The following is an 18,285-nucleotide window of genomic DNA, read 5'->3' on the forward strand; positions in this document are numbered from 1 at the left end:
CTTTGATTACTCCTGACGATCGATTGTTTCCTCCAGCTGTCTGGCACGGTCCGCAGTGATCAGCGCGTCGATCACTTCATCGAGATCGCCGCTGAGCATTTCCTCCAGCCGGTAAATGGTCAGGCCGATCCGGTGATCGGTCAGCCGCCCCTGCGGGAAATTATAGGTGCGGATCCGCTCGGAGCGGTCGCCCGTGCCAACCTGGGATTTTCTCTGCTGTGCCACCTGTGCGTCCTGCTCCCGCTGCTTTGCCTCATACAGGCGCGAGCGCAGAACCTTCATGGCCTTGTCCTTATTTTTAAACTGGCTTCGTTCATCCTGGCATTCCACCACCGTGCCCGTGGGCAGGTGCGTAATGCGGATGGCCGACTCCGTCTTGTTGACGTGCTGGCCGCCCGCGCCGCTGGCCCTATAGGTATCGATCTGCAGATCGGTGGGGTTGATCTCGATTTCGACGTCGTCCACCTCGGGCAGAACGGCCACTGTTGCGGTAGAGGTATGGATGCGGCCCTGCGTTTCCGTTTCGGGCACGCGCTGTACCCGGTGAACGCCGCTTTCATATTTCAGGCGCGAATACGCTCCGTCGCCCGTAATTTGAAAGCTGATTTCCTTATACCCGCCCAGCTCGGTCTCGTTGACGTTCAAAAGCTCGGTTTTCCAGCCGCGCCGGGTCGCGTACATGCTGTACATGCGGAACAGCCGCGCCGAAAACAGCGCTGCTTCCTCGCCGCCCGCGCCGCCACGGATTTCCATAATCACATTGCGCTCGTCGTTCGGGTCGCGCGGCAGAAGCAGAATTTTCAGCTCCTCTGCCGTTCTCTCCACCTGATCCTTGGCATCGTCCAGCTCCTGCTGGATCATTTCCTTCATCTCGCGCTCAAGGCCGGACTCGCCGAGCATTTCGGTGGAATCCTCCACCGTTTGCACCGCTTTCAAATATTCGCGGTATTTTTCCACGATCGGTTCCAGATTTTTATATTCCTTCATCAGCTCGGCATATCCTTTGGCATCCGCCGCGACGACGGGGTCAAACATGCGCTGATTCAGCTCCTCCAGCCGGTTGACAAACACGGTCAGATTTTCAAACATTTTGCTACCACCTTACCTAATATGGAATCAAACAGAGTGATCAGCAAGGCAGCTACAAGGTATCCTGCGTTTCTTCGCGCAGAATCTTCTTGATGTTTTTTTCGCATTTCAGGCGCGGAACCATTACCTCATGCCCGCAGCCCCTGCACCGGATTTTAAAATCCATGCCGGCGCGCAGCACCACAAATTCTTTACTGCCGCAGGGATGCGGCTTTTTCATCTGTAAAATATCACCGGGCCGTACGTCCATACCGTATCCCTCCTCAGTTCATTATTTCAGAGCAATTTTTCTTTTGCGGAGAATCCCCGCAGGGATTCTGCTTGCATAGGGCTTTCCACTCAGGCCGAGACATTCCCTCTTTTATTTTCAAAAAGGAAGAAAATCTTTTCATGCGGCTTTGCTGCGGGGAATTTCTTTTTTGTCGGTTTGCCCCGCTCGGTGGGGTAAGTCTTTTCTTTTTTTATCTTGATAGAAAGAGATAATTTTCAGCGGGTGCCCCCGCGTAGGGTTTCTGCTTGCGCAGGCCGCGCCTGCACACACATCACAAAAAACAGAAAAACAACCTATTCTGTCCCGAACACACCCCTGATGTTGGAAGGAGAAAACTCGCTGAGACATTCAAATACTCTCTATATTATAGCACGATAACAACCATAAGACTATTCTCTTTCCTAAAATGCAGTTCTTTAAAGCAGAGTCCTCATACTTCGATGCTCTCTCGGACGCCCGAAGCTTTGGCTTCGTTTGGCTTGCGCCGTGAGGTTATTATAGCACTAATTGCAAAAAACTCCCATGCTTTTTCGAAAATTCTGCAGTTTGCCTTTCTGTGCTTGCCTATCCGGGGGAAAACAGTCTATAATGGAAACAGAACCGGATGAAAAAGGACGGAGAAAACGATATGAAAAAGGAAGACATTATCCTTCAATATTTAAAAGAGAGCAAAGATTACCTTTCCGGCGAGGAGTTGAGCCGGCGCTTGGGAATTTCGCGTTCCGCAATATGGAAGAACATCAACAGCCTGCGCGAGAGCGGCTATGTGATCGAATCGGTGACGAACCGCGGCTACCGCATTCTGAATTCCTCCGACGCGCTGACCCCCACCGAGATACAAAGCGGTCTTTCGACCGAAGCATTTGGACAAACCGTATCCGTTTTTGCAGAAATCGACTCCACGAACGAGGAGGCAAAGCGCCAGGCACACAAGGGCGCTCCACACGGAGCCGTGTTTGTGGCGGAACAGCAAAATGGCGGGAAAGGCCGGCTGGGCCGCCCGTGGCAAAGCCCGCCGAAATCGGGTCTTTGGTTTACGATATTGCTGCGCCCCGATGCCGCGCCCCCGCAGGTTTCGAACCTGACGCTGCTGGCGGGGCTGGCCGTCAGCCGGGCAATTCATACTTTGACCGGATGCGAAGCGAAAATCAAGTGGCCGAACGACATCGTCATCGGCAGCAAAAAGGTATGCGGCATTTTAACGGAAATGACTGCCGAAATCGACCGCGTTCATTTTGCGGTTGTCGGCATCGGCGTGAACGTCAACGACGAAGGATTCGCCGAGGAGCTGAAGATAAAAGCGACCTCTCTGCATCTTGAAACCGGAGCGCCGGTTTCGCGCGTGACGCTGCTGCAGCAGATATTAAAGGAATTTGAGGCACTCTATCTGGAATATTTTATTGAGGGAAGCAGCCGCTGGCTGCAGGCTTATAAAGAAAGCTGCGTTTCGCTGAACCGTACGGTAGGCGCGACTCGGGGACACGAGAAAATCATCGGCACGGCGGTGGATATTACCGATGGCGGCGAGCTGGTGGTGCAGACCAGCGACGGCGAACGCATAGAGATCAATTCCGGCGAGGTCGTCGTACAGGGCATCTACGGGCAGACGCCGGAAGCATAAGGAACGGAGGCGCATCGCTTGGCGATCTACGATTACAAAAGCAAAGAGGAATTGCTCGACGCCATCGACCGAAACTACCGGCTTTTTGACGCCGAGTTTGAAGGAATTCCGGAAGAGGACAAAGACCTGCGCCTGCCGGAAGTGGACAAAACCCCAGCGGAGATGCTGGCCTACCAGATCGGCTGGCTGCCACTGGTAAGGGGCTGGGACAAGACGGAGCTTTCGGGCCAGACCCCCGAGGTGCCCGCGCCGGGCTACAAATGGAACCGGCTGGGCAAGCTGTATGCAGAATTTTACCGCAGCAGCGGCGGCCTTTCTCTGCGGGAGCTGCGAAACCGACTGGCCGAAGAGGAAGCCGCCTTTGTGGGTTGGGTGACAAACCTGACGGAGCAGGAGCTTTTCGTGCAGGGCGCGCGCCGTTGGACGGGCGACAAGCTCAACTGGCCGATGGCGAGGTGGATTCACATTAATTCAGCCGCTCCGTTTCAGACCTTCCGCTCGAAAATCCGCAAATGGAAGCGTGTACGCGCGGCAGCGGCTGCACGGGCGGCGGAACGGGAATAAACGCAGCGGCAATACAATCATAACGCATTTACAGCAGCACAGGATAAAAATCAAGACCGGCTCCGAGGCAGACGCTTTCGCGCATGCTTCGGAGCCGGTCTTTTCCGCCCACGCCGCCCAATCGGCAGCTATGGACAGTATTAAGGAGGCTTATTGATCGACGACTTCGGGGAAGAACTTGTTGTGGATCGCCGCAACCGCCTTGTCGGCGTCTTTGCGCTCGATCAGAACCGAAATCTTGATCTCGCTGGTGGAGATCATCTGGATATTGATATTGGACTCAAACAGGGCCTCGAACATCATCGCGGCTACGCCGGGGTGTGTCTCCATACCTGCACCGACAATGGAAACCTTTGCGACGTCCTCGTCATATACAACACTGGAAGCACCAATCTGCTCCACATAGGGGGTGAGAACCTCCATAGTGGCCTGCAGGTGATCCTCAGAAACAGTGAAGCTGATGTCCTTTGTGCCGTTGCGGCCGATGGACTGCAGAATAATATCGACATTCACGTTCTTTGCAGAAAGCTTGGAAAATACCTTAAAGGCCAAACCGGGACGGTCCGGAACTCCGATAATCGCTACACGGGCTACCCCGTCATCCTTTGCAATGCCGCTGATCAACATTTTTTCCATTTTGGTTGCCTCCTTCACAATCGTACCCGGTACCCGGTTATAACTGGACAGAACTTCCAGCTCAATATTATATTTTTTCGCCATTTCCACAGAGCGATTGTTCAGCACCTGCGCGCCGAGCGTGGCCAGCTCCAGCATTTCGTCGTAAGAAATGACATCAATTTTCTTTGCGTTTTTGATTTTGCGCGGATCGGCGGTGTACACGCCCTCCACGTCGGTATAAATCTGGCACAGATCCGCGTGCATGACAGCCGCAATCGCAACGGCGCTGGTATCGGAGCCGCCGCGCCCCAGAGTGGTCATGTCGTTGTAGCGGTTGATTCCCTGAAAGCCCGTAACGATCACGATGTTGCGCTTATCCAGTTCTTTCTTGATACGGTCGGGCGTCACGCGCTTAATGCGGGCGGAACCGTAAGACGTATCTGTAAGAAAGCCTGCCTGCCAGCCGAGAAGCGAAACGACGGGGAACCCCATCCGCTCGATGGTCATGGCGAGAAGCGAAGCAGACATCTGCTCACCGGCGGTCAGAAGCATATCCATCTCCCGTTTGGAGGGGCGGGGATTCACCTCTTTGGCCTTGGCAATCAGGTCATCTGTTGTGTCGCCCTGTGCAGACACGACAACGACCACGTCGTTGTTTTGGGAATACGTTTTGGTGATGATGTCGGCGACGTTGCGCAAACGATCCGCGTTGGCCACGGAGCTGCCGCCGAATTTCTGAACGATCAAGCTCATAACGTTCTGTCCTCCATTATCAGATAAAAATTCATCAGGAATTTGTTTCTTCAAATACTCTGGCGCCGTGCGCTTCCGCGCTGCGGATCGAGATTTCCCAATCTGCCACGCCCCACTGTGCCATATGCGCCCGCGCCTGCTTCGCAAAGTCCTCCGCCTGCCCGGCCTCCACCATCGCGATGATGGTCGAACCCGCGCCGCTGATGTAGGTACCAAGAGAACCCAGCGCAGCGCACATTTCAAACACCTTGTCGCAGTGGTCGATCAGGCCCTTTCGGTATGGCTGGTGAATGCGGTCCTGCACAGCCACACGCAGGTTTTCAAGATTGCCCGAAAAGAGCGAGGCCGTCATCAGCGCCGAACGCGACAGATTGTAAACCGCATCCTCCCGCGAATATTCCTTTGGCAGCACCGAGCGCGCCGTTTCGGTCTTCAGCTCAAAGGGGGGCACAAAAACAGCGAACCGGATTTTCTCGGATACCGGCACGCTGACGCTGTACACGCGCCCCTGCTCCATTGCCGAGGTGACAAGCCCGCCCAAAAGAGCCGGCGTGGTATTATCGGGGTGACCCTCAATCTCTGCCGCAAAATCGATCAGCTGCTGCTGGCCGAGCGGGTTGCCCAGAAGATGGTTGGCGCCCAGCAGGCCGGCCACAATGCAGGCCGAGCTGCTGCCAAGACCGCGCGCCATGGGAATGTTGTTTTCCTGCTCAATATGCAGCCCGCGCGGGCTGTGCCCGCAGCGTTCATACAGCAGTTTTGCCGCCCAGTAAACCAGGTTATGCTCATCCTGCGGCACCGGGGTCGCATCTCTGCTCACAATCTGAAGGGTATCGCTCTCCTCCATCCAAACCTGATTGTACAAGGTGAGGGCGATTCCCAGCGCATCGAAACCGGACCCCAAATTCGCGCTGGTCGCCGGCACTTGTATTCTGATCATATCGGGATATCCTCTTTCTATGCTGATTAAAATTCGCCGACGCGCAGAGTGGAAAGCACCTTTGCGCCTTCCTCCCTGAGCTGCTCCAGCTTTTCAAGGAAGTCCTCTTCCACCAAAGGCTCGGTGACAAAGGCAAACTCGTCTTTGTCCGCGCCCTTGCGCACCAGCTGGCGAACCGGCCCAAAGAGGCCTTCTGCCTGACCCAGCGCAAAAGCAGAGTCTTCGGATTTGGCACGGACATAAAAAGCGATGGTATCCTTGCGGTAATCGCGCACATAGTCCGGCACGGCCTGATCCCAGAACAGGTACTTGCGAGCCTTGAAGTGCCGCACACAGTCGATCACATCCGCTACCACGGCGCTGGCGGTGGGCAGCTTACCCGCGCCCTTGCCGTAGAACACCACATCGCCGATCGAATCGCCGCGCACCTGAATGCCGTTGAACACGTCGTCCACGGTGGCCAGCTGACTGCTGCGGGGAACAAACATCGGGCAGACCATAATATGAATCTGATCGTTTTCGAGAATCTTGACCCGGCCGATCAATTTGATCACGCCGCCCCACACCTCCGCGTATTCCACGTCGGCCAGGGTTACCTTGGTGATTCCCTCCGTATGCACCTGATCGGGGTACACATGCTTGCCAAACGCCAGAGACGCCAAGATGCAGATCTTGCGGCAGGCATCCATTCCTTCCACGTCCGCAGCGGGGTTGTGCTCCGCGTAGCCGAGCTTCTGCGCTAAGGCCAGCGCGTCGTCAAAATCCATCTGATCGCGGATCATCTTGGTCAGGATGAAGTTCGTTGTGCCGTTCAGGATACCGTCGATCTCGATCACGTCGTTTGCCGCCAGGCACTGGCTCATGGGACGGATGATCGGGATACCGCCGCCGACGCTGGCTTCAAACAGAAAGTTCAGGTTCTGCTTCTGTGCCAGGGCCAGAAGGTCTGCGCCCTTGGCCGCCACCAGCTCTTTGTTCGAGGTAACGACGCTCTTGCCCGCCAAAAGGCAGCTGCGCACAAATTCATATGCCGGATGCAGGCCGCCCATTACCTCTACTACGATTTTGACTTCCGGATCATTCAAAATATCGTCAAAGGATTTCGTAAAGCGATCCGCCAGCGGATCCTCGGGGAACTCCTTTAAATCCAGAATATATTTGATTCTGATTTCCTCTTTTGCCCGTTTGGCAATATTTTCGGTATGGTTGCTCAGAACCTCCGCCACACCGGAGCCCACTACACCATACCCCATGATTGCGATTTCTACCATTTCTTCCACCCCTTATCCAATTTTCCCTGAAACAAGGCCATTGATTCCCCCTCGCTGAAGGCAGGGTAAGGAATTGCCTTATTTTCTAAAGTCACTTTCAAAACGAAATTGACCCTATTCTCTACTGATCGGTAATATTATCGATGCTGCATACGCCGTCGACATTCCGAAGCAGGGCCAGCAGCTCGTCAATCGTACCCATCATGTTGTTGATTCGCGCGGAGATCGAAACCATCGCCTTGCCGCTGACAGGGATATTCTGATTGATCGTCAGAATGTTGGCCCCGGCCCCGTAGAATTCAGACACCAGCGACATCAAAACGCCGGGGCGGTCGTACAGCACCGCCTGAACGGTCAGAATCCGGTTTGTGGCTTCCGGCTGGTAAGGATACACGGAATCCTTGTATTTGTAAAACACACTGCGGGAAATCCCCGCCATCCGCGCCGCCTCGGATGTGCTGGCGGCCTCAGCATTCATGATATACTGCTTGGCTTCCACAACCTTGGAATATACCTTTGGCAGAACCTTTTTATCCACCAGAAAGAAAGTTGGCTCTTTCATTGTCCACCACCCGCGAACTATTGTATTGTGTTAAGATACAGTTTATCATTTTCCACCGTGAAATTCAATAGCCAAAAGTGTGAAATTCTGCACCTTTGCCTTGAAAAACCCGTATGCTTTGACGAACCGGAGGGCAAACGGGCAGAAAAAAGCTCCCAAAAGAAAAATGATTCTTTCGGGAGCTTGTGCATTTTCTGTTCCTTTTGCGGGCTTCAGCCTCAGGGACGGATTTCCGTATCCGGCGGAACCCAAAGACCGTTTCCGTCCTGTCCGGGGCCATTTCCATTCCCGTTCCCGTTCCCATTCCCGTTCCCCTGCGAATGAGAGGAGGACGGCCGGGAACTTGCGGGAGAGGAATTCTCCCAGTCCGGCTTTGAACTGGTTTCAGAAGTAGACGGGTGCGATGTCTCCCACTGGGAATTCTCGGGCTCCGACTGCTCCGGCTCCGAGAGAATGTCTGAAGCGGTGGAGGAACTCACGGGCGGGCTGGTATCCACCTCCGGCATATTGCCGCGCTCATACCACCCCGTTTTGGTGGGAACGCCGACGTCCGCGCCGGACAGCTTTCCATTATCCGTACGGAACGTGGCAGAAACCACATTGGAATCGTACTGGAAGTAAGTCTTCTTCTTTCCGTCCAGATATTTGGCCATAATGTTCCGCCAGATCTTGGCGGCCCATTTGGTGTAATTTTCCTTTTGCCCGTAAGACAGCGATTTGGGCGTTTCATACCCCGTCCAAATTCCGGCTACCGCGTAAGGCGTTCCGCCGACAAACCAGCTGTCCTTATCCTCATCGGTGGTACCAGTTTTGCCGAATACCTCCCAGCCGCTCACGGCCGCGCCGCCGCCGGTTCCCTCAGAACCATATACAACGTTGCGCAGCAGGCGGTTCATGATGGTGGAGGTGGTGGACTTGATGACCTGTGTGCCCGTGCTCTGCCGGTTGTCCAGAATCACGTTGCCGTCGTGGTCCTCCACATAGTAATAGGTATAAGGCTTATGATACTGGCCGCCGTTGCCAAATATCTGGTAGGCTGCCGTCATTTCTTTCACCGTAACGCCGCCGTTCATGCCGCCGATCGCCATGGCCGCGATCTGCACGCTGTCCGTTTTCGGATTCAGATGGGTAAAGTGCAGCTGATCCGTCAAAAAGCGGTACGATGTGATGGGAGAAATCATTTTCACAAGCTGCGCCGCCGCGGCGTTGGAAGAAATTTCCAGCGCGCGCTGAACCGTAATATCGCCGTAAAACTTTTTATACCAGTTGTTCGGGCCGGGTTTTCCGCCGGCAAAATAATTGTCAACCGGCTCGTCGGGCAGAATCGAAGAGTAATTGAGTACGCCCATATCGACCGCCGGGCCATAGGATGCGATCGGTTTAATGGAAGAACCGGGCTGCCGCTGGCTGTCCGTTGCGTAGCTGAGCAGACGGTTGCCCGTCTTTTCGCCGCGCCGGCCCACGGTGGCAAGCACACGACCGTTGTAGTCCATCATAAAATAGCCCAGCTGGATTTTTTGATCCGCCGGCATGTTGTCGCTGGAAACAACCTCTTCCGCCGCATTCTGCGCCTTCTGATCCATGGCGCAGTAAATCTTCAGGCCGCCGTGGTACATCATGTAAACGGCCTTATCCTTCGAGATTCCCTGCGTCGTCTGCAGATCCTCAACAATATCCTCGAACATGGCGTCGATATACCAGTTCCACACCGGGGTATCGTTGACCACATTCTCGTTCTGATTGCCCACAAACACCATGTGGTTCGATTCCTCCATGGCGCTGTTGTATTCATCCTGGCTGATCATCTGCTGGTTGAGCATTTCACTCAGCACAAGCTGCTGGCGGGTCTTATTGTTTTCGGGGAAATTGAGCGGATTGTACTTATATGGATTCTGCGTGATGGCCGCGATGGAAGCACACTCGGCCAGAGAAGCCTGGCTGATTTCCTTGCCGAAATACAGATTCGCCGCCGCCTGCACACCCTGACACCCGCTGCCGTAGTTAACAACGTTCAGGTAAGCCTCCAGAATCTGTTCCTTGGAATAGCGGGAATCCAGATTGATGGCGCGGAAAATCTCTTTCACCTTACGGGTCAGGCTCACCTCGCCCTCACCGGTGATATTCTTGACCAGCTGCTGCGTAATGGTAGAGCCGCCGTAGCTGCCGCCCTTGGTAACCAGTGTGGTCACGGCGCCGGCCGTACGAATCCAGTCTACTCCGTTATGTTCCATAAACCGCTTATCTTCAATTGCGACCATCGCGTTTTTCATATTCTTGGGGATTTTGTCGTAGTCCACCCAAATGCGGTTCTCCGAGCTGTAAAGCCGCTGATATTCCACCGGCTGGCCCGAATCGTCGTTCACATAAATAAAGCTGGTATAATTGAGCTTCAGATTATTCAGATCCATTTTAATGGATTCATTCCGAAAGCTCAGGATAAAAGAAGTCATAAAAACCAGCACAATCACTCCGGCAACCGCCAGAACCGCTATGATGCTGTACAGCCCTTTCAAAGCAATCCTTGCGGTGATCGATGCGCTTGCGGCGCGGCCGGTTTCCGGCGCACCGACATATTTATTCAGATCGGTTTTCCTCATAGGCGGTCACCTCCTTTTTGCTGTTTTTCTGCTGTGTCCGGAATCTTCGTACCCATAGGATGGCACATTATACCGGTAATCTTGCAAAGATATGAATAATTTTCCAATCATAATCTAATACTATCGCTGAGGTGATTCCCTTTGAAAAAATTCGTCAGTCTTGCCGTGTGTACCGTACTGGTCCTGGTCGGCCTGATGCTGATCGCACATTTCAGTCCTCAGGTAAGCGGAAGTCCCGCTTCTTCTGCATCAGAAAATCAGATTCATTTTACCTCAAATGCCCCTTCAAGTCAAGAAAGCGGTAATCTGCCAGCCATGACCAGCCAGCAGGACAGCTACTTGGTGCGCACTTACGACGGTAAAATCGGCATCTTTAAAAACGAGGAAAAATCCCCGTTTGAAATTATAGACGTGGATGTTTCCTCCCTTCCCCAAACCGACCAGCTGCTGTTGGCCACCGGAATCGAGGCGGATTCTACCGCTGAGCTCCAGCGGATCCGTGAGGATTACGAAAGCTAAACCGAATCCCCCACGATTCGCAATTTCCCCCAAAAAAGTTTGGAGCCCCATACCCGATTGGGTATGGGGCTCCGCTATACGACAGAAGTTTATTTCATGTTCTGTTCGTAAGACTCGATCATTTTCTTGACCATCTGGCCGCCAACAGAACCGGCCTCACGAGAGGTCAAATCGCCGTTATAGCCCTGCTTCAGGTTTACGCCAACCTCGGAAGCGGCTTCCATCTTAAACTTGTTCAGTGCCTCACGAGCCTGAGGAACAACTGCCTGATTGCTACTTCTAGCCATAAATAATACACTCCTAATCTTTTTTTGAAATTGATTTGTAAAACTCTTTGTGCGTCTGCACCCTTATTGTGTGCGGGTGCACTTTTTTTATAACTGACAATTTTTTGAAATATTAAAAAACATTAAAATTGATATCCCGTCTCTGAATCGATGCCGCACAAAAGGCACACGGCACAGGCCGCCAGCAGAGAATACGTGCCTATTTCGCGCTGCAGCGCAACGGAAATATCTTTTGGCTCGAGGATTTCGCCAGTGAGGGTGCACAGGCTGCGCAGCAGACTGACGCACGCGCTGCCTTCCGCCAGGCTGGCGACGCTGAGCGTATCCTTGGAGGACGTGCCGCATGCCACCGGAATCACGGGCGCGCCCTTGAGCTGCTCGGCCGCTTTTTCACAGCGCGAGCTGAATACCGCAGGAATTCCGTGCGGCAGTCTGGCCGGTTCTGCGGACGGTGTAAAGCTGTTTTTAAAAACCAGAACGGAATTCGGCGTGTTTAAAATTGGCAGCCGCTCACAATCGTAAATACAAAAAACGCCTGGGTTTTCCCCAGGGATGCTGTTGAGCTGTATTCCATTATAATACTGCACCCGTCCATACCTGCGCAGCACGTCGATCATCGCCTGTGAAATAACCGTATCACTTTGTTTTCCGCATAATATAATGGTTTTCATGCTCTCCCTCTTTCCGCAAACTGCGAACCACTCATTCGAATCAAGCAGCCATAAACTTCCATAAGTTCAAATCCAATATCCGGCATCGCTTTTTACAATCCATATCACTTTAAAATAGTCTGATGCAGGTACAGCGCTTTCTTAAAGTGGTATTCCTAATACAGCGCATTTCCGGTACTGTTTAGTATAAATCGGTGCCGGTGGTTTATGTGGTTTGCTGCTAAAAAAGTATTTTGTGTCAGAATCAAAGTACAACCATATAATGTTGTTAAGGCAACTTTTCGCCAATTGTATCAAGCGAGGGATGAGCTTATATGCCCTATAATGAAAGAGAACTGCTGGCAAGGCTGATCAAATGCGAAGCCGGAGGCGAGGGCGACAACGGAATGAACGCCGTGGCCACCATCGTGCTAAACCGTGCCAATGTTCCTTACGGCGAATTTTTTCGGGTCAGTCAGGGCGGCAGCATCCGTAACATTATCGAACAGCCCGGCCAGTTTACCTGCATGATGACTACTGTCGGCGGGCAATACAATGCGCAGAACGTTTACAATATGGATCCGGAGGAGATTCACTACCAGATTGCCGATGCTGTAATGGCCGGCAATGTGTTCGCCGGCGTTGGAAACAGCCTGTTCTACTTCAATCCATACCGTCCTACCTGCCCGGATAACTTCCCACCCGGCGGCGTCGGCACATTTTACAGCCATATCTACCAGCACTGCTTTTACGCTCCCACAGAAAGATACCAACTCACATAAATGAGGTGACATCACCATGAATCAACCAAACATGGGCTACAGCGCGGTTTATTCCCAAACCGGACCATGCCCATCCTGCGGGATGCCAGCCTGGCAGCCCGCCGCACAAAGCACAACACAGACCATGAGCGCACAGAGTCAAATGGCAGCACAAATTCCCCCACAGCCCATGCCGTCCATGACTCCCACCATTTCCCCTACGCCATACCAGCAGGTCAGCTTTCAGCAGCCGGCCGGTGCATCTCCCTCCACGGCGCTGACACAGGTTCCCCCCGTTTCCGGCTCGACTGGCTTTGTGCCCAACACGCCGCCGGAAACCTTCAGCGGCGCGATCACCGACCTGAACCAGCCGATGCCCATGACGGTAGAAAGCCTGCAATACCTGAACGGCTTCCTGCGCACCCAGATCGGACGGCGCGTGCGGGTGGAATTCCTGCTGGGCACCAACACCATGACCGATCGCTCCGGCACATTGCTGGGCGTTGGCGCAAACTATATCCTGATCAACGAATCCGACAGTGACGATCTTTTGGCCTGCGATTTTTACAACATCAAATTTATCCGTTTCTATTATTGAACCGCGAGTACGCTTCTCCGCCCCGCACCTCTGCCCCGCCCGGCTGTATGGTCAGCCTTGGGAACAGAGGTGCTTTTTGCTGTTCCTTTCATTTCCGACTGCCCGAAGGCTATAATAAATTCAAATGATTTTGAAATGTTATAAAATTTTTTTTATTTAGAAGTAACTTTTCCCTTTCGGCAATCGTTTTATTTGTGAAAGGAGTGATGAAATGCGGGATCAAGATGAGTCCTTACTTGCACAAAAGTTTGACGACTACGGCGCCATGCTGTTCCGGATGTGCATGGTTCTGCTGGGAAACCAACAGGACGCCGAGGACGCGGTACAGGACACCTTTGTGGGCTATTGGAAAACGCGTCCTGATTTTCAAAGCGCTGAACACGAAAAAGCCTGGCTGATCCGTGTCGCGACCAACAAAAGCAAGGACAGGCTCCGCAGCTGGTTCCGCCGGTCTACCACCGGGATGGAGGCGCTTGAGGGGATCGCAGAATACCCGAACGACCTCTTTGTGCTGGAACAGCTGGCCGCCCTTCCCTATAAAGACAAAACGATCTTATATCTGCATTATGTGGAAGGATACCGGCTTCGGGAGATTGGCGATTTGCTTGGCATGAAGGAAAACGCAGTAAAGGCTGCCGCACGGCGCGGCAGGGAAAAATTAAAATTGCAGATAAAGGAGGCTTCGGCAGAATGAACGAACAAGATCTCAAACGAGCCGTGGAGCGAATCCAGATGAATCCTGCACTGAAAGACAAGGTCATGGCTGCCACCATTTCTCCCCGGCAGAAGCACACCGCGCACCGCCTGCAGAAAGCGGCTCTGTGCTTTGGGGCGATTCTGGTTCTGGTGCTGGGCGGTCTTTGGGGCAGGCTGAATCCATTTCCTTCCCCCGACAAAAACCAGTTTTCGCTGGTGGTCGCGGCGGCTGAACAAAAAGAAAGTACAATGAAAAAGGGAGAACCCATCAAACTGCAAACATACAGCGCCAACTACTATGCCCCGCGGACTCTTGATCTGCCGGACGGATCTCAGGAATGGAAGATTTATAATGTGTTCGCACTAAACTGCAGGGGAGAAAACATTAAAAGCATTACCTATGAATCCGACCGCATTGATTTTGCGAAGATCGTTATTTTAAATAAAAAGCAAGCAGACGATCTTGCGAAAGAGTTTATGGAAATCGATAATAAAAAGGGAGATTACTACGCCAAAGACTATGCAATTGATCCCTGGGCGCTTGACATGACGGGGACAAACCCCGAAAACTGGAATATCCCCCAATATTTTAATTTGGAAAAGTATTCCAAGGAAGACCCGACACAAGTGAATTGGGGCTACAAAACGGTAGGAAAAAGCTACACCATCACCTATGAAGATCAGAATGATTTCGGAAAACAGTATGGCTATAAGCTGTCCAGCTATGTTTCTGCCGAAGCGCTGGCAAAAGTAAAAGCCGAATGGGCCAAGATCACAGCCGGTTTAAGTGACAAACAACTGGAAAAATTGAGAGAAGACCCTTCTTTTAAAGACCCATGGATCGAATTTGAGACCAGCATATTGTCGGGTATGACTTCGCAGATCAATGGCAGTATATTACGCATTACCGTAACCTTCAACGACGGTTCCACGCAGACGCGTAACGTCAGGCTGAATGCCGATGAAAACGGCTTTAATCTTACGGCCACACTGCTGGATTAAAACACTCGTTATCATTCTTTGCCGACAAAATTCCATCATAAAATAAGCAGAGGGCGGATTCCAAATGGAATCCGCCCTCTTTGAATCGTAATCTTTGCGTATGTGTGACAAAAGGGTGCTGCTTTCCTGCAAAGCAGAAAATCATTCGCCCCAGTACTGCAAAGCGATTTTTTGACCCTGATCGATTTTTGCCCACTGTTCGTCTTCCGTCAGTTCATTGCCGCCGTCGCAGGAGGCAAAACCGCACTGATGCGAAAGGAGCAGGCGCTCTTTCGGGATAATCTGAGACGCCTCGTCCAGCAGTCTGAGCACGCGGGCCTCGTCATCCAGCGTGTTCGTTTTGCTCGAAAGCAGGCCGAGCACGATTTCCGTGTTGGGTTTCTCCTGGAACACGGCAAGTGCTTCCAGCGAGCCCGCTCTGTCGTCGTCCCACTCCAGGAAGAAACGGTCGTATTTCAGCTGCTTCAGGAACAGGTTGGCGATCTTCAGGTACGAGCCGCCGCCCATGTTGCGGGAATCGTAGTTTCCGCGGCAATTGTGTGTCCACACTCTCAGCCCGAGGCTGTGGCCGAAGTCAATAATCGTGTTGTTGATGTCAATAAATTCCGATGCCAAGGCCCGAACCGTATCCTGATCGATATTCTCGCCCGTATACGGGGAATTGGGGTTATCATCGGCAAAAATCTCCCACAGGCAGTCATCGAACTGCAGAATCTTTCCTCCTGCTGTGGCGTATTCCTCAACAAATTCCTGATATGCCTGAACAAGCCCTGCTTTTAACTCCTGGGTGGTGGAATAGACGGAATCCTTGCCGCCGATATTGTCAGACCACGAAAGCTCGCCGAAGATATGCGACGGCGACGGAACGCAAATTTTTGTTTCTTTGTCGCCCGCGATGGACTGAAGGCGCTTGAAAACCTGAATAAAATGGTGGTTCCGTCCGCTCAGGGGTCCGGTAATGCGCAGACCGATATCGCGGCGTGTTTCGTATTTCTGGGTTTCGTCCTTGTCGCGGAAGAAATAACCGTGATCGGCAATATAACGGCTGATGCCCTTCAGGCCCCAGACAAAATCCAGGTGCCACATCGACTTTGAGTATTCTCCGTCTGTAATAATTTCAAAACCGTGCTGAATCTGCTGATTCACCACGTCTTTGGTTGCTTCAAACTCGCATTCCTCATACCCTTCAAAATCATTATAGAACGGGTAAGTAATATCGTCGCGCTGTTCAATCTGATGTTTATAGCTCAGCAGTTTTTGGGGGCGCAGTAAACTGCCGACTGTTTGAAATCTCTTGCTCATTGAGAAGCCCTCCTAAGTGTTTGATGAGGTTATTATAACTCATAATAAAACATATATGGTAACTCCATTATCCTATATTCCGTTATAGTTATTGCCTATACCCCGCACCTCTCCACCTAAATACAGCAGTTCAAAGAGGAGCCGCCCCGTAAAGGGCAGCTCCTCTTTCAAAATTTACGATATGCAGGGTATACACGATTTGCCATACAATCGCGTTTTCCTGATCGCACTCTCGTTTTCATTACAAATGAAGCAGCTTTTTCACCTGTGCCATTTCAGAGGTGGTCTGGCTGTTTTCCAGGAATGCGGCGGAATACAGCATAAACCCGTTTGAGCCGAGACTCCTGCTTTTCTGAATCTGATATGCCATCACAGAGCCGGGGGTCATCCAGGTGCCGCCATCCACATTGGAATCGGCCTTATACAATGCCAGGCCGAAATACAGCTTCACGTTCGGATTCGTTACCAGCTTTCGCCAGGTGACCGCCGTTGCGTCGAAGGGCATCACCGCGTTGCTGGAATTGACATACAGCTGCGGGCAAAGATAATCGACATACCCAGCCTGACTGCCCCACGTGGCAACATCGGCGCCCATGTTCCGGTTGTTCTGAAGATTGGCCTGCGGAGAAATGCCGAACAAAACAGCCGGCTTTGTCTGCTTGACTGCCGCGTATACCTGAGAGACCAGCGTATTGATGTTCTGACGCCGCCAATCGGCTACAGACAATGACGTTCCGCTGGCAAGGTACGATACGCTGTCGATTGTGGAGGCCGTAGTAGGATAAAAATAATCGTCGAACTGAACGCCGTCTACATCATAATTCTGAACGATCTCGCGCACGCCGGACACAATCCGGTCGCGTACCTCCGAAATACCGGGGTTATAATACCACTCGCCGTTCCATTCCATCGTCCAGTTCTGCTTCGAGGCATCGTTCTTCCAAATCACCGCCGGGTTATCGGAAGAAAAGGTCTTTGGCAGGCCTTTTAAGGAAACGCGTAGCGGGTTCACCCAGGCGTGGAATTTCAGCCCGGCCTGATGCGTGGCCTGAATCATATAGGCCAGCGGATCGTACCCCGGCGACGTTCCCTGTGTGCCGGTGAGCAGGTGTGACCACGGATAGTAGGCCGAAGGATACAGGGAATCCCCGAACGGGCGCACATGAGCGATCAGGGTATTCATGCCGCTGTTCTTCGCCTGTGCGACAAGGGTATCAAATTTCTTGCGGAAAGCCGCTTCGCTCCGATCGGCCTGCCCGCTCATGTCAAGGCTCATATACGGTATCCACACAGCGCGCATCTCGCTTTGTGAAGACGCCGTGCCGATCACTGTGACGGAACGGTTGGCCTCGCCCTGCTTTTGCACACCTTTTTTCACCGTAATACGAACAGAGGCGTGAACACCGTACACCTCAGAAGTAACGTAGGTGGTTCCTTCTTTCAAGGCTGTGACACGGTACTTGTCTGTTCCGGCAATTCGGCTGACCTTAGCAACGGAATCGCGTGAGGAATACACCACAACATCAGAGGAACTGACGTTTGCGCCGCTCACCGACACCTTAATGTCGTAAAGATTTCCGGGTGCCATCTGGTAGCTTCTGGTATCCATCACCAGCGTGCGCGCTGCCGTACTCTGCTGCGCCCCCACCTGTATCCCCGACAGCACCAGTATTACGGCGGTCATCAGGACAGCGAGGCATCTTCCCCATACAGATCGCTTTTTCATCGTTGTTCTCCTTTTGCTGTTCGGGCCTGACTCTCTGCAAAACGCACCGGGCGTTTGACAAGGTCATATCCGTCTTTTTCCAATGGATTATTTTTCATTGGTTTTATTTTCATTATAAAGATAGTCGGAACCCTGCACAATAGGGAACCTGCAATTACTAAGAGCCTATCCATAAATTAAAACAAGGTGTAAAATAGGGACTGGTGAGAGAAGAATGAAAGAGAAGAAATCTTATCAGTCATGGACAATATCGGATGAGTTTTGGGAAGAAATCAAGGATAAGATACCAGTAAAAAAGCGGGACCCGCAGAAAAAGTATAAACACGCACCCGGACAAGGCCGTCCTCCGATACCGCCAAGGAAAGTGCTGGAAGGGATTTTTTACGTATTACGCACAGGATGCCAGTGGAAGGCTGTTCCCAGAAAGTACGGCTGCGCGAGCAGCATTCATCGGTATT

At 52.4% G+C, this 18,285-nt stretch carries 19 protein-coding genes; 8 read left to right on the forward strand and 11 right to left on the reverse strand.

Translation table 11 applies throughout. From position 1 onward, the window contains the following. Positions 1-6 precede the first annotated feature (6 nt). Both prfA and HMPREF1141_RS00705 read right to left on the reverse strand, forming a co-directional pair. The gene (gene prfA, locus HMPREF1141_RS00700) at positions 7-1,089 is read right to left on the reverse strand and encodes a peptide chain release factor 1 (RefSeq protein WP_009059911.1); all 1,083 of its coding nucleotides are present in this window, start codon (positions 1,087-1,089) and stop codon (positions 7-9) included. 52 nt (positions 1,090-1,141) lie between these two features. Continuing rightward, complete coding sequence (locus HMPREF1141_RS00705; protein WP_009059880.1) at positions 1,142-1,339, reverse strand: DUF951 domain-containing protein; 198 nt, start codon at positions 1,337-1,339, stop codon at positions 1,142-1,144. Positions 1,340-1,988: 649 nt separating this feature from the next. Here HMPREF1141_RS00705 and HMPREF1141_RS00710 point away from each other — a divergent pair. Together HMPREF1141_RS00710 and HMPREF1141_RS00715 are read left to right on the forward strand one after the other, a co-directional pair. Further along, positions 1,989-2,981 (forward strand): biotin--[acetyl-CoA-carboxylase] ligase, encoded by a 993-nt coding sequence (locus tag HMPREF1141_RS00710; RefSeq protein ID WP_035316338.1) that lies wholly within the window; start codon positions 1,989-1,991, stop codon positions 2,979-2,981. 18 nt (positions 2,982-2,999) lie between these two features. Then, positions 3,000-3,545, forward strand: coding sequence for a ClbS/DfsB family four-helix bundle protein (locus HMPREF1141_RS00715; protein ID WP_009059927.1), 546 nt, complete (start codon positions 3,000-3,002; stop codon positions 3,543-3,545). 150 nt (positions 3,546-3,695) lie between these two features. Here the strand turns inward: HMPREF1141_RS00715 and HMPREF1141_RS00720 are convergent, their stop codons facing one another. The 5 genes from HMPREF1141_RS00720 to HMPREF1141_RS00745 all read right to left on the reverse strand — a co-directional run bounded on the left by HMPREF1141_RS00720 (position 3,696) and on the right by HMPREF1141_RS00745 (position 10,286). Continuing rightward, complete coding sequence (locus HMPREF1141_RS00720) at positions 3,696-4,916, reverse strand: aspartate kinase (protein WP_009059901.1); 1,221 nt, start codon at positions 4,914-4,916, stop codon at positions 3,696-3,698. 34 nt (positions 4,917-4,950) lie between these two features. Next, a complete protein-coding gene (thrB, locus tag HMPREF1141_RS00725; RefSeq protein WP_009059903.1) occupies positions 4,951-5,856 on the reverse strand; it encodes a homoserine kinase in 906 nt (301 codons plus the stop codon). Between the two features lie 26 nt (positions 5,857-5,882). Next, a complete protein-coding gene (locus HMPREF1141_RS00730; protein WP_035316329.1) occupies positions 5,883-7,127 on the reverse strand; it encodes a homoserine dehydrogenase in 1,245 nt (414 codons plus the stop codon). A gap of 121 nt (positions 7,128-7,248) precedes the next feature. Beyond that, the gene (locus HMPREF1141_RS00735) at positions 7,249-7,689 is read right to left on the reverse strand and encodes an ACT domain-containing protein (protein ID WP_009059882.1); all 441 of its coding nucleotides are present in this window, start codon (positions 7,687-7,689) and stop codon (positions 7,249-7,251) included. Positions 7,690-7,907: 218 nt separating this feature from the next. Then, positions 7,908-10,286 (reverse strand): transglycosylase domain-containing protein, encoded by a 2,379-nt coding sequence (locus tag HMPREF1141_RS00745; protein ID WP_009059884.1) that lies wholly within the window; start codon positions 10,284-10,286, stop codon positions 7,908-7,910. A gap of 141 nt (positions 10,287-10,427) precedes the next feature. Here HMPREF1141_RS00745 and HMPREF1141_RS00750 point away from each other — a divergent pair, with 141 nt between their 5' ends. Then, entirely contained in the window at positions 10,428-10,805 is a 378-nt protein-coding gene (locus HMPREF1141_RS00750) for a hypothetical protein (protein ID WP_035316330.1), read from the forward strand. A gap of 89 nt (positions 10,806-10,894) precedes the next feature. Here HMPREF1141_RS00750 and HMPREF1141_RS00755 read toward each other — a convergent pair whose 3' ends face one another. Continuing rightward, the gene (locus HMPREF1141_RS00755; protein WP_020074171.1) at positions 10,895-11,092 is read right to left on the reverse strand and encodes an alpha/beta-type small acid-soluble spore protein; all 198 of its coding nucleotides are present in this window, start codon (positions 11,090-11,092) and stop codon (positions 10,895-10,897) included. A 122-nt stretch (positions 11,093-11,214) separates the two neighbouring features. Then, complete coding sequence (locus HMPREF1141_RS00760) at positions 11,215-11,763, reverse strand: hypothetical protein (protein WP_009059921.1); 549 nt, start codon at positions 11,761-11,763, stop codon at positions 11,215-11,217. Positions 11,764-12,077: 314 nt separating this feature from the next. Between HMPREF1141_RS00760 and HMPREF1141_RS00765 the strand changes: the two genes are divergently transcribed. The 4 genes from HMPREF1141_RS00765 (at position 12,078) to HMPREF1141_RS00780 (ending at position 14,799) form a co-directional block, all read left to right on the forward strand. Then, complete coding sequence (locus HMPREF1141_RS00765) at positions 12,078-12,524, forward strand: cell wall hydrolase (RefSeq protein WP_009059955.1); 447 nt, start codon at positions 12,078-12,080, stop codon at positions 12,522-12,524. 16 nt (positions 12,525-12,540) lie between these two features. Beyond that, positions 12,541-13,101, forward strand: coding sequence for a hypothetical protein (locus tag HMPREF1141_RS00770; RefSeq protein ID WP_009059944.1), 561 nt, complete (start codon positions 12,541-12,543; stop codon positions 13,099-13,101). A gap of 211 nt (positions 13,102-13,312) precedes the next feature. Beyond that, positions 13,313-13,795: an RNA polymerase sigma factor gene (locus HMPREF1141_RS00775; protein WP_009059936.1), complete on the forward strand. Its 483-nt coding sequence runs from the start codon at positions 13,313-13,315 to the stop codon at positions 13,793-13,795. Then, positions 13,792-14,799 carry a hypothetical protein gene (locus tag HMPREF1141_RS00780; RefSeq protein WP_009059900.1) on the forward strand — a complete coding sequence of 336 codons (1,008 nt, stop codon included), beginning with the start codon at positions 13,792-13,794 and terminating at the stop codon, positions 14,797-14,799. Before HMPREF1141_RS00775 ends, HMPREF1141_RS00780 begins: the two co-directional genes overlap by 4 nt. 141 nt (positions 14,800-14,940) lie before the next feature. On the opposite strand, the gene HMPREF1141_RS00785 is transcribed toward HMPREF1141_RS00780, so the two are convergent. Then, positions 14,941-16,101 (reverse strand): cobalamin-independent methionine synthase II family protein, encoded by a 1,161-nt coding sequence (locus HMPREF1141_RS00785; RefSeq protein WP_009059934.1) that lies wholly within the window; start codon positions 16,099-16,101, stop codon positions 14,941-14,943. Between the two features lie 241 nt (positions 16,102-16,342). Continuing rightward, the gene (locus HMPREF1141_RS00790; protein ID WP_009059895.1) at positions 16,343-17,827 is read right to left on the reverse strand and encodes a family 10 glycosylhydrolase; all 1,485 of its coding nucleotides are present in this window, start codon (positions 17,825-17,827) and stop codon (positions 16,343-16,345) included. A 214-nt stretch (positions 17,828-18,041) separates the two neighbouring features. Here HMPREF1141_RS00790 and HMPREF1141_RS17010 point away from each other — a divergent pair. Continuing rightward, positions 18,042-18,285: transposase (locus HMPREF1141_RS17010; protein ID WP_155863432.1), on the forward strand; the 244-nt coding region annotated here is incomplete at its 3' end.

Origin of the sequence: Clostridium sp. MSTE9, from assembly GCF_000277625.1 — a bacterium.
Lineage (GTDB): Bacteria > Bacillota > Clostridia > Oscillospirales > Acutalibacteraceae > Faecalispora > Faecalispora jeddahensis.

Excerpts from the sequence above, each read along its gene's own strand:
- prfA (WP_009059911.1), bottom strand. The coding sequence starts at position 1,089 with ATGTTTGAAAATCTGACCGTGTTTGTCAACCGGCTGGAGGAGCTGAAT.
- HMPREF1141_RS00705 (WP_009059880.1), bottom strand. The coding sequence starts at position 1,339 with ATGGACGTACGGCCCGGTGATATTTTACAGATGAAAAAGCCGCATCCC.
- HMPREF1141_RS00710 (WP_035316338.1), top strand. The coding sequence starts at position 1,989 with ATGAAAAAGGAAGACATTATCCTTCAATATTTAAAAGAGAGCAAAGAT.
- HMPREF1141_RS00720 (WP_009059901.1), bottom strand. The coding sequence starts at position 4,916 with ATGAGCTTGATCGTTCAGAAATTCGGCGGCAGCTCCGTGGCCAACGCG.
- thrB (WP_009059903.1), bottom strand. The coding sequence starts at position 5,856 with ATGATCAGAATACAAGTGCCGGCGACCAGCGCGAATTTGGGGTCCGGT.
- HMPREF1141_RS00730 (WP_035316329.1), bottom strand. The coding sequence starts at position 7,127 with ATGGTAGAAATCGCAATCATGGGGTATGGTGTAGTGGGCTCCGGTGTG.
- HMPREF1141_RS00735 (WP_009059882.1), bottom strand. The coding sequence starts at position 7,689 with ATGAAAGAGCCAACTTTCTTTCTGGTGGATAAAAAGGTTCTGCCAAAG.
- HMPREF1141_RS00745 (WP_009059884.1), bottom strand. The coding sequence starts at position 10,286 with ATGAGGAAAACCGATCTGAATAAATATGTCGGTGCGCCGGAAACCGGC.
- HMPREF1141_RS00755 (WP_020074171.1), bottom strand. The coding sequence starts at position 11,092 with ATGGCTAGAAGTAGCAATCAGGCAGTTGTTCCTCAGGCTCGTGAGGCA.
- HMPREF1141_RS00760 (WP_009059921.1), bottom strand. The coding sequence starts at position 11,763 with ATGAAAACCATTATATTATGCGGAAAACAAAGTGATACGGTTATTTCA.
- HMPREF1141_RS00765 (WP_009059955.1), top strand. The coding sequence starts at position 12,078 with ATGCCCTATAATGAAAGAGAACTGCTGGCAAGGCTGATCAAATGCGAA.
- HMPREF1141_RS00770 (WP_009059944.1), top strand. The coding sequence starts at position 12,541 with ATGAATCAACCAAACATGGGCTACAGCGCGGTTTATTCCCAAACCGGA.
- HMPREF1141_RS00775 (WP_009059936.1), top strand. The coding sequence starts at position 13,313 with ATGCGGGATCAAGATGAGTCCTTACTTGCACAAAAGTTTGACGACTAC.
- HMPREF1141_RS00780 (WP_009059900.1), top strand. The coding sequence starts at position 13,792 with ATGAACGAACAAGATCTCAAACGAGCCGTGGAGCGAATCCAGATGAAT.
- HMPREF1141_RS00785 (WP_009059934.1), bottom strand. The coding sequence starts at position 16,101 with ATGAGCAAGAGATTTCAAACAGTCGGCAGTTTACTGCGCCCCCAAAAA.
- HMPREF1141_RS00790 (WP_009059895.1), bottom strand. The coding sequence starts at position 17,827 with ATGAAAAAGCGATCTGTATGGGGAAGATGCCTCGCTGTCCTGATGACC.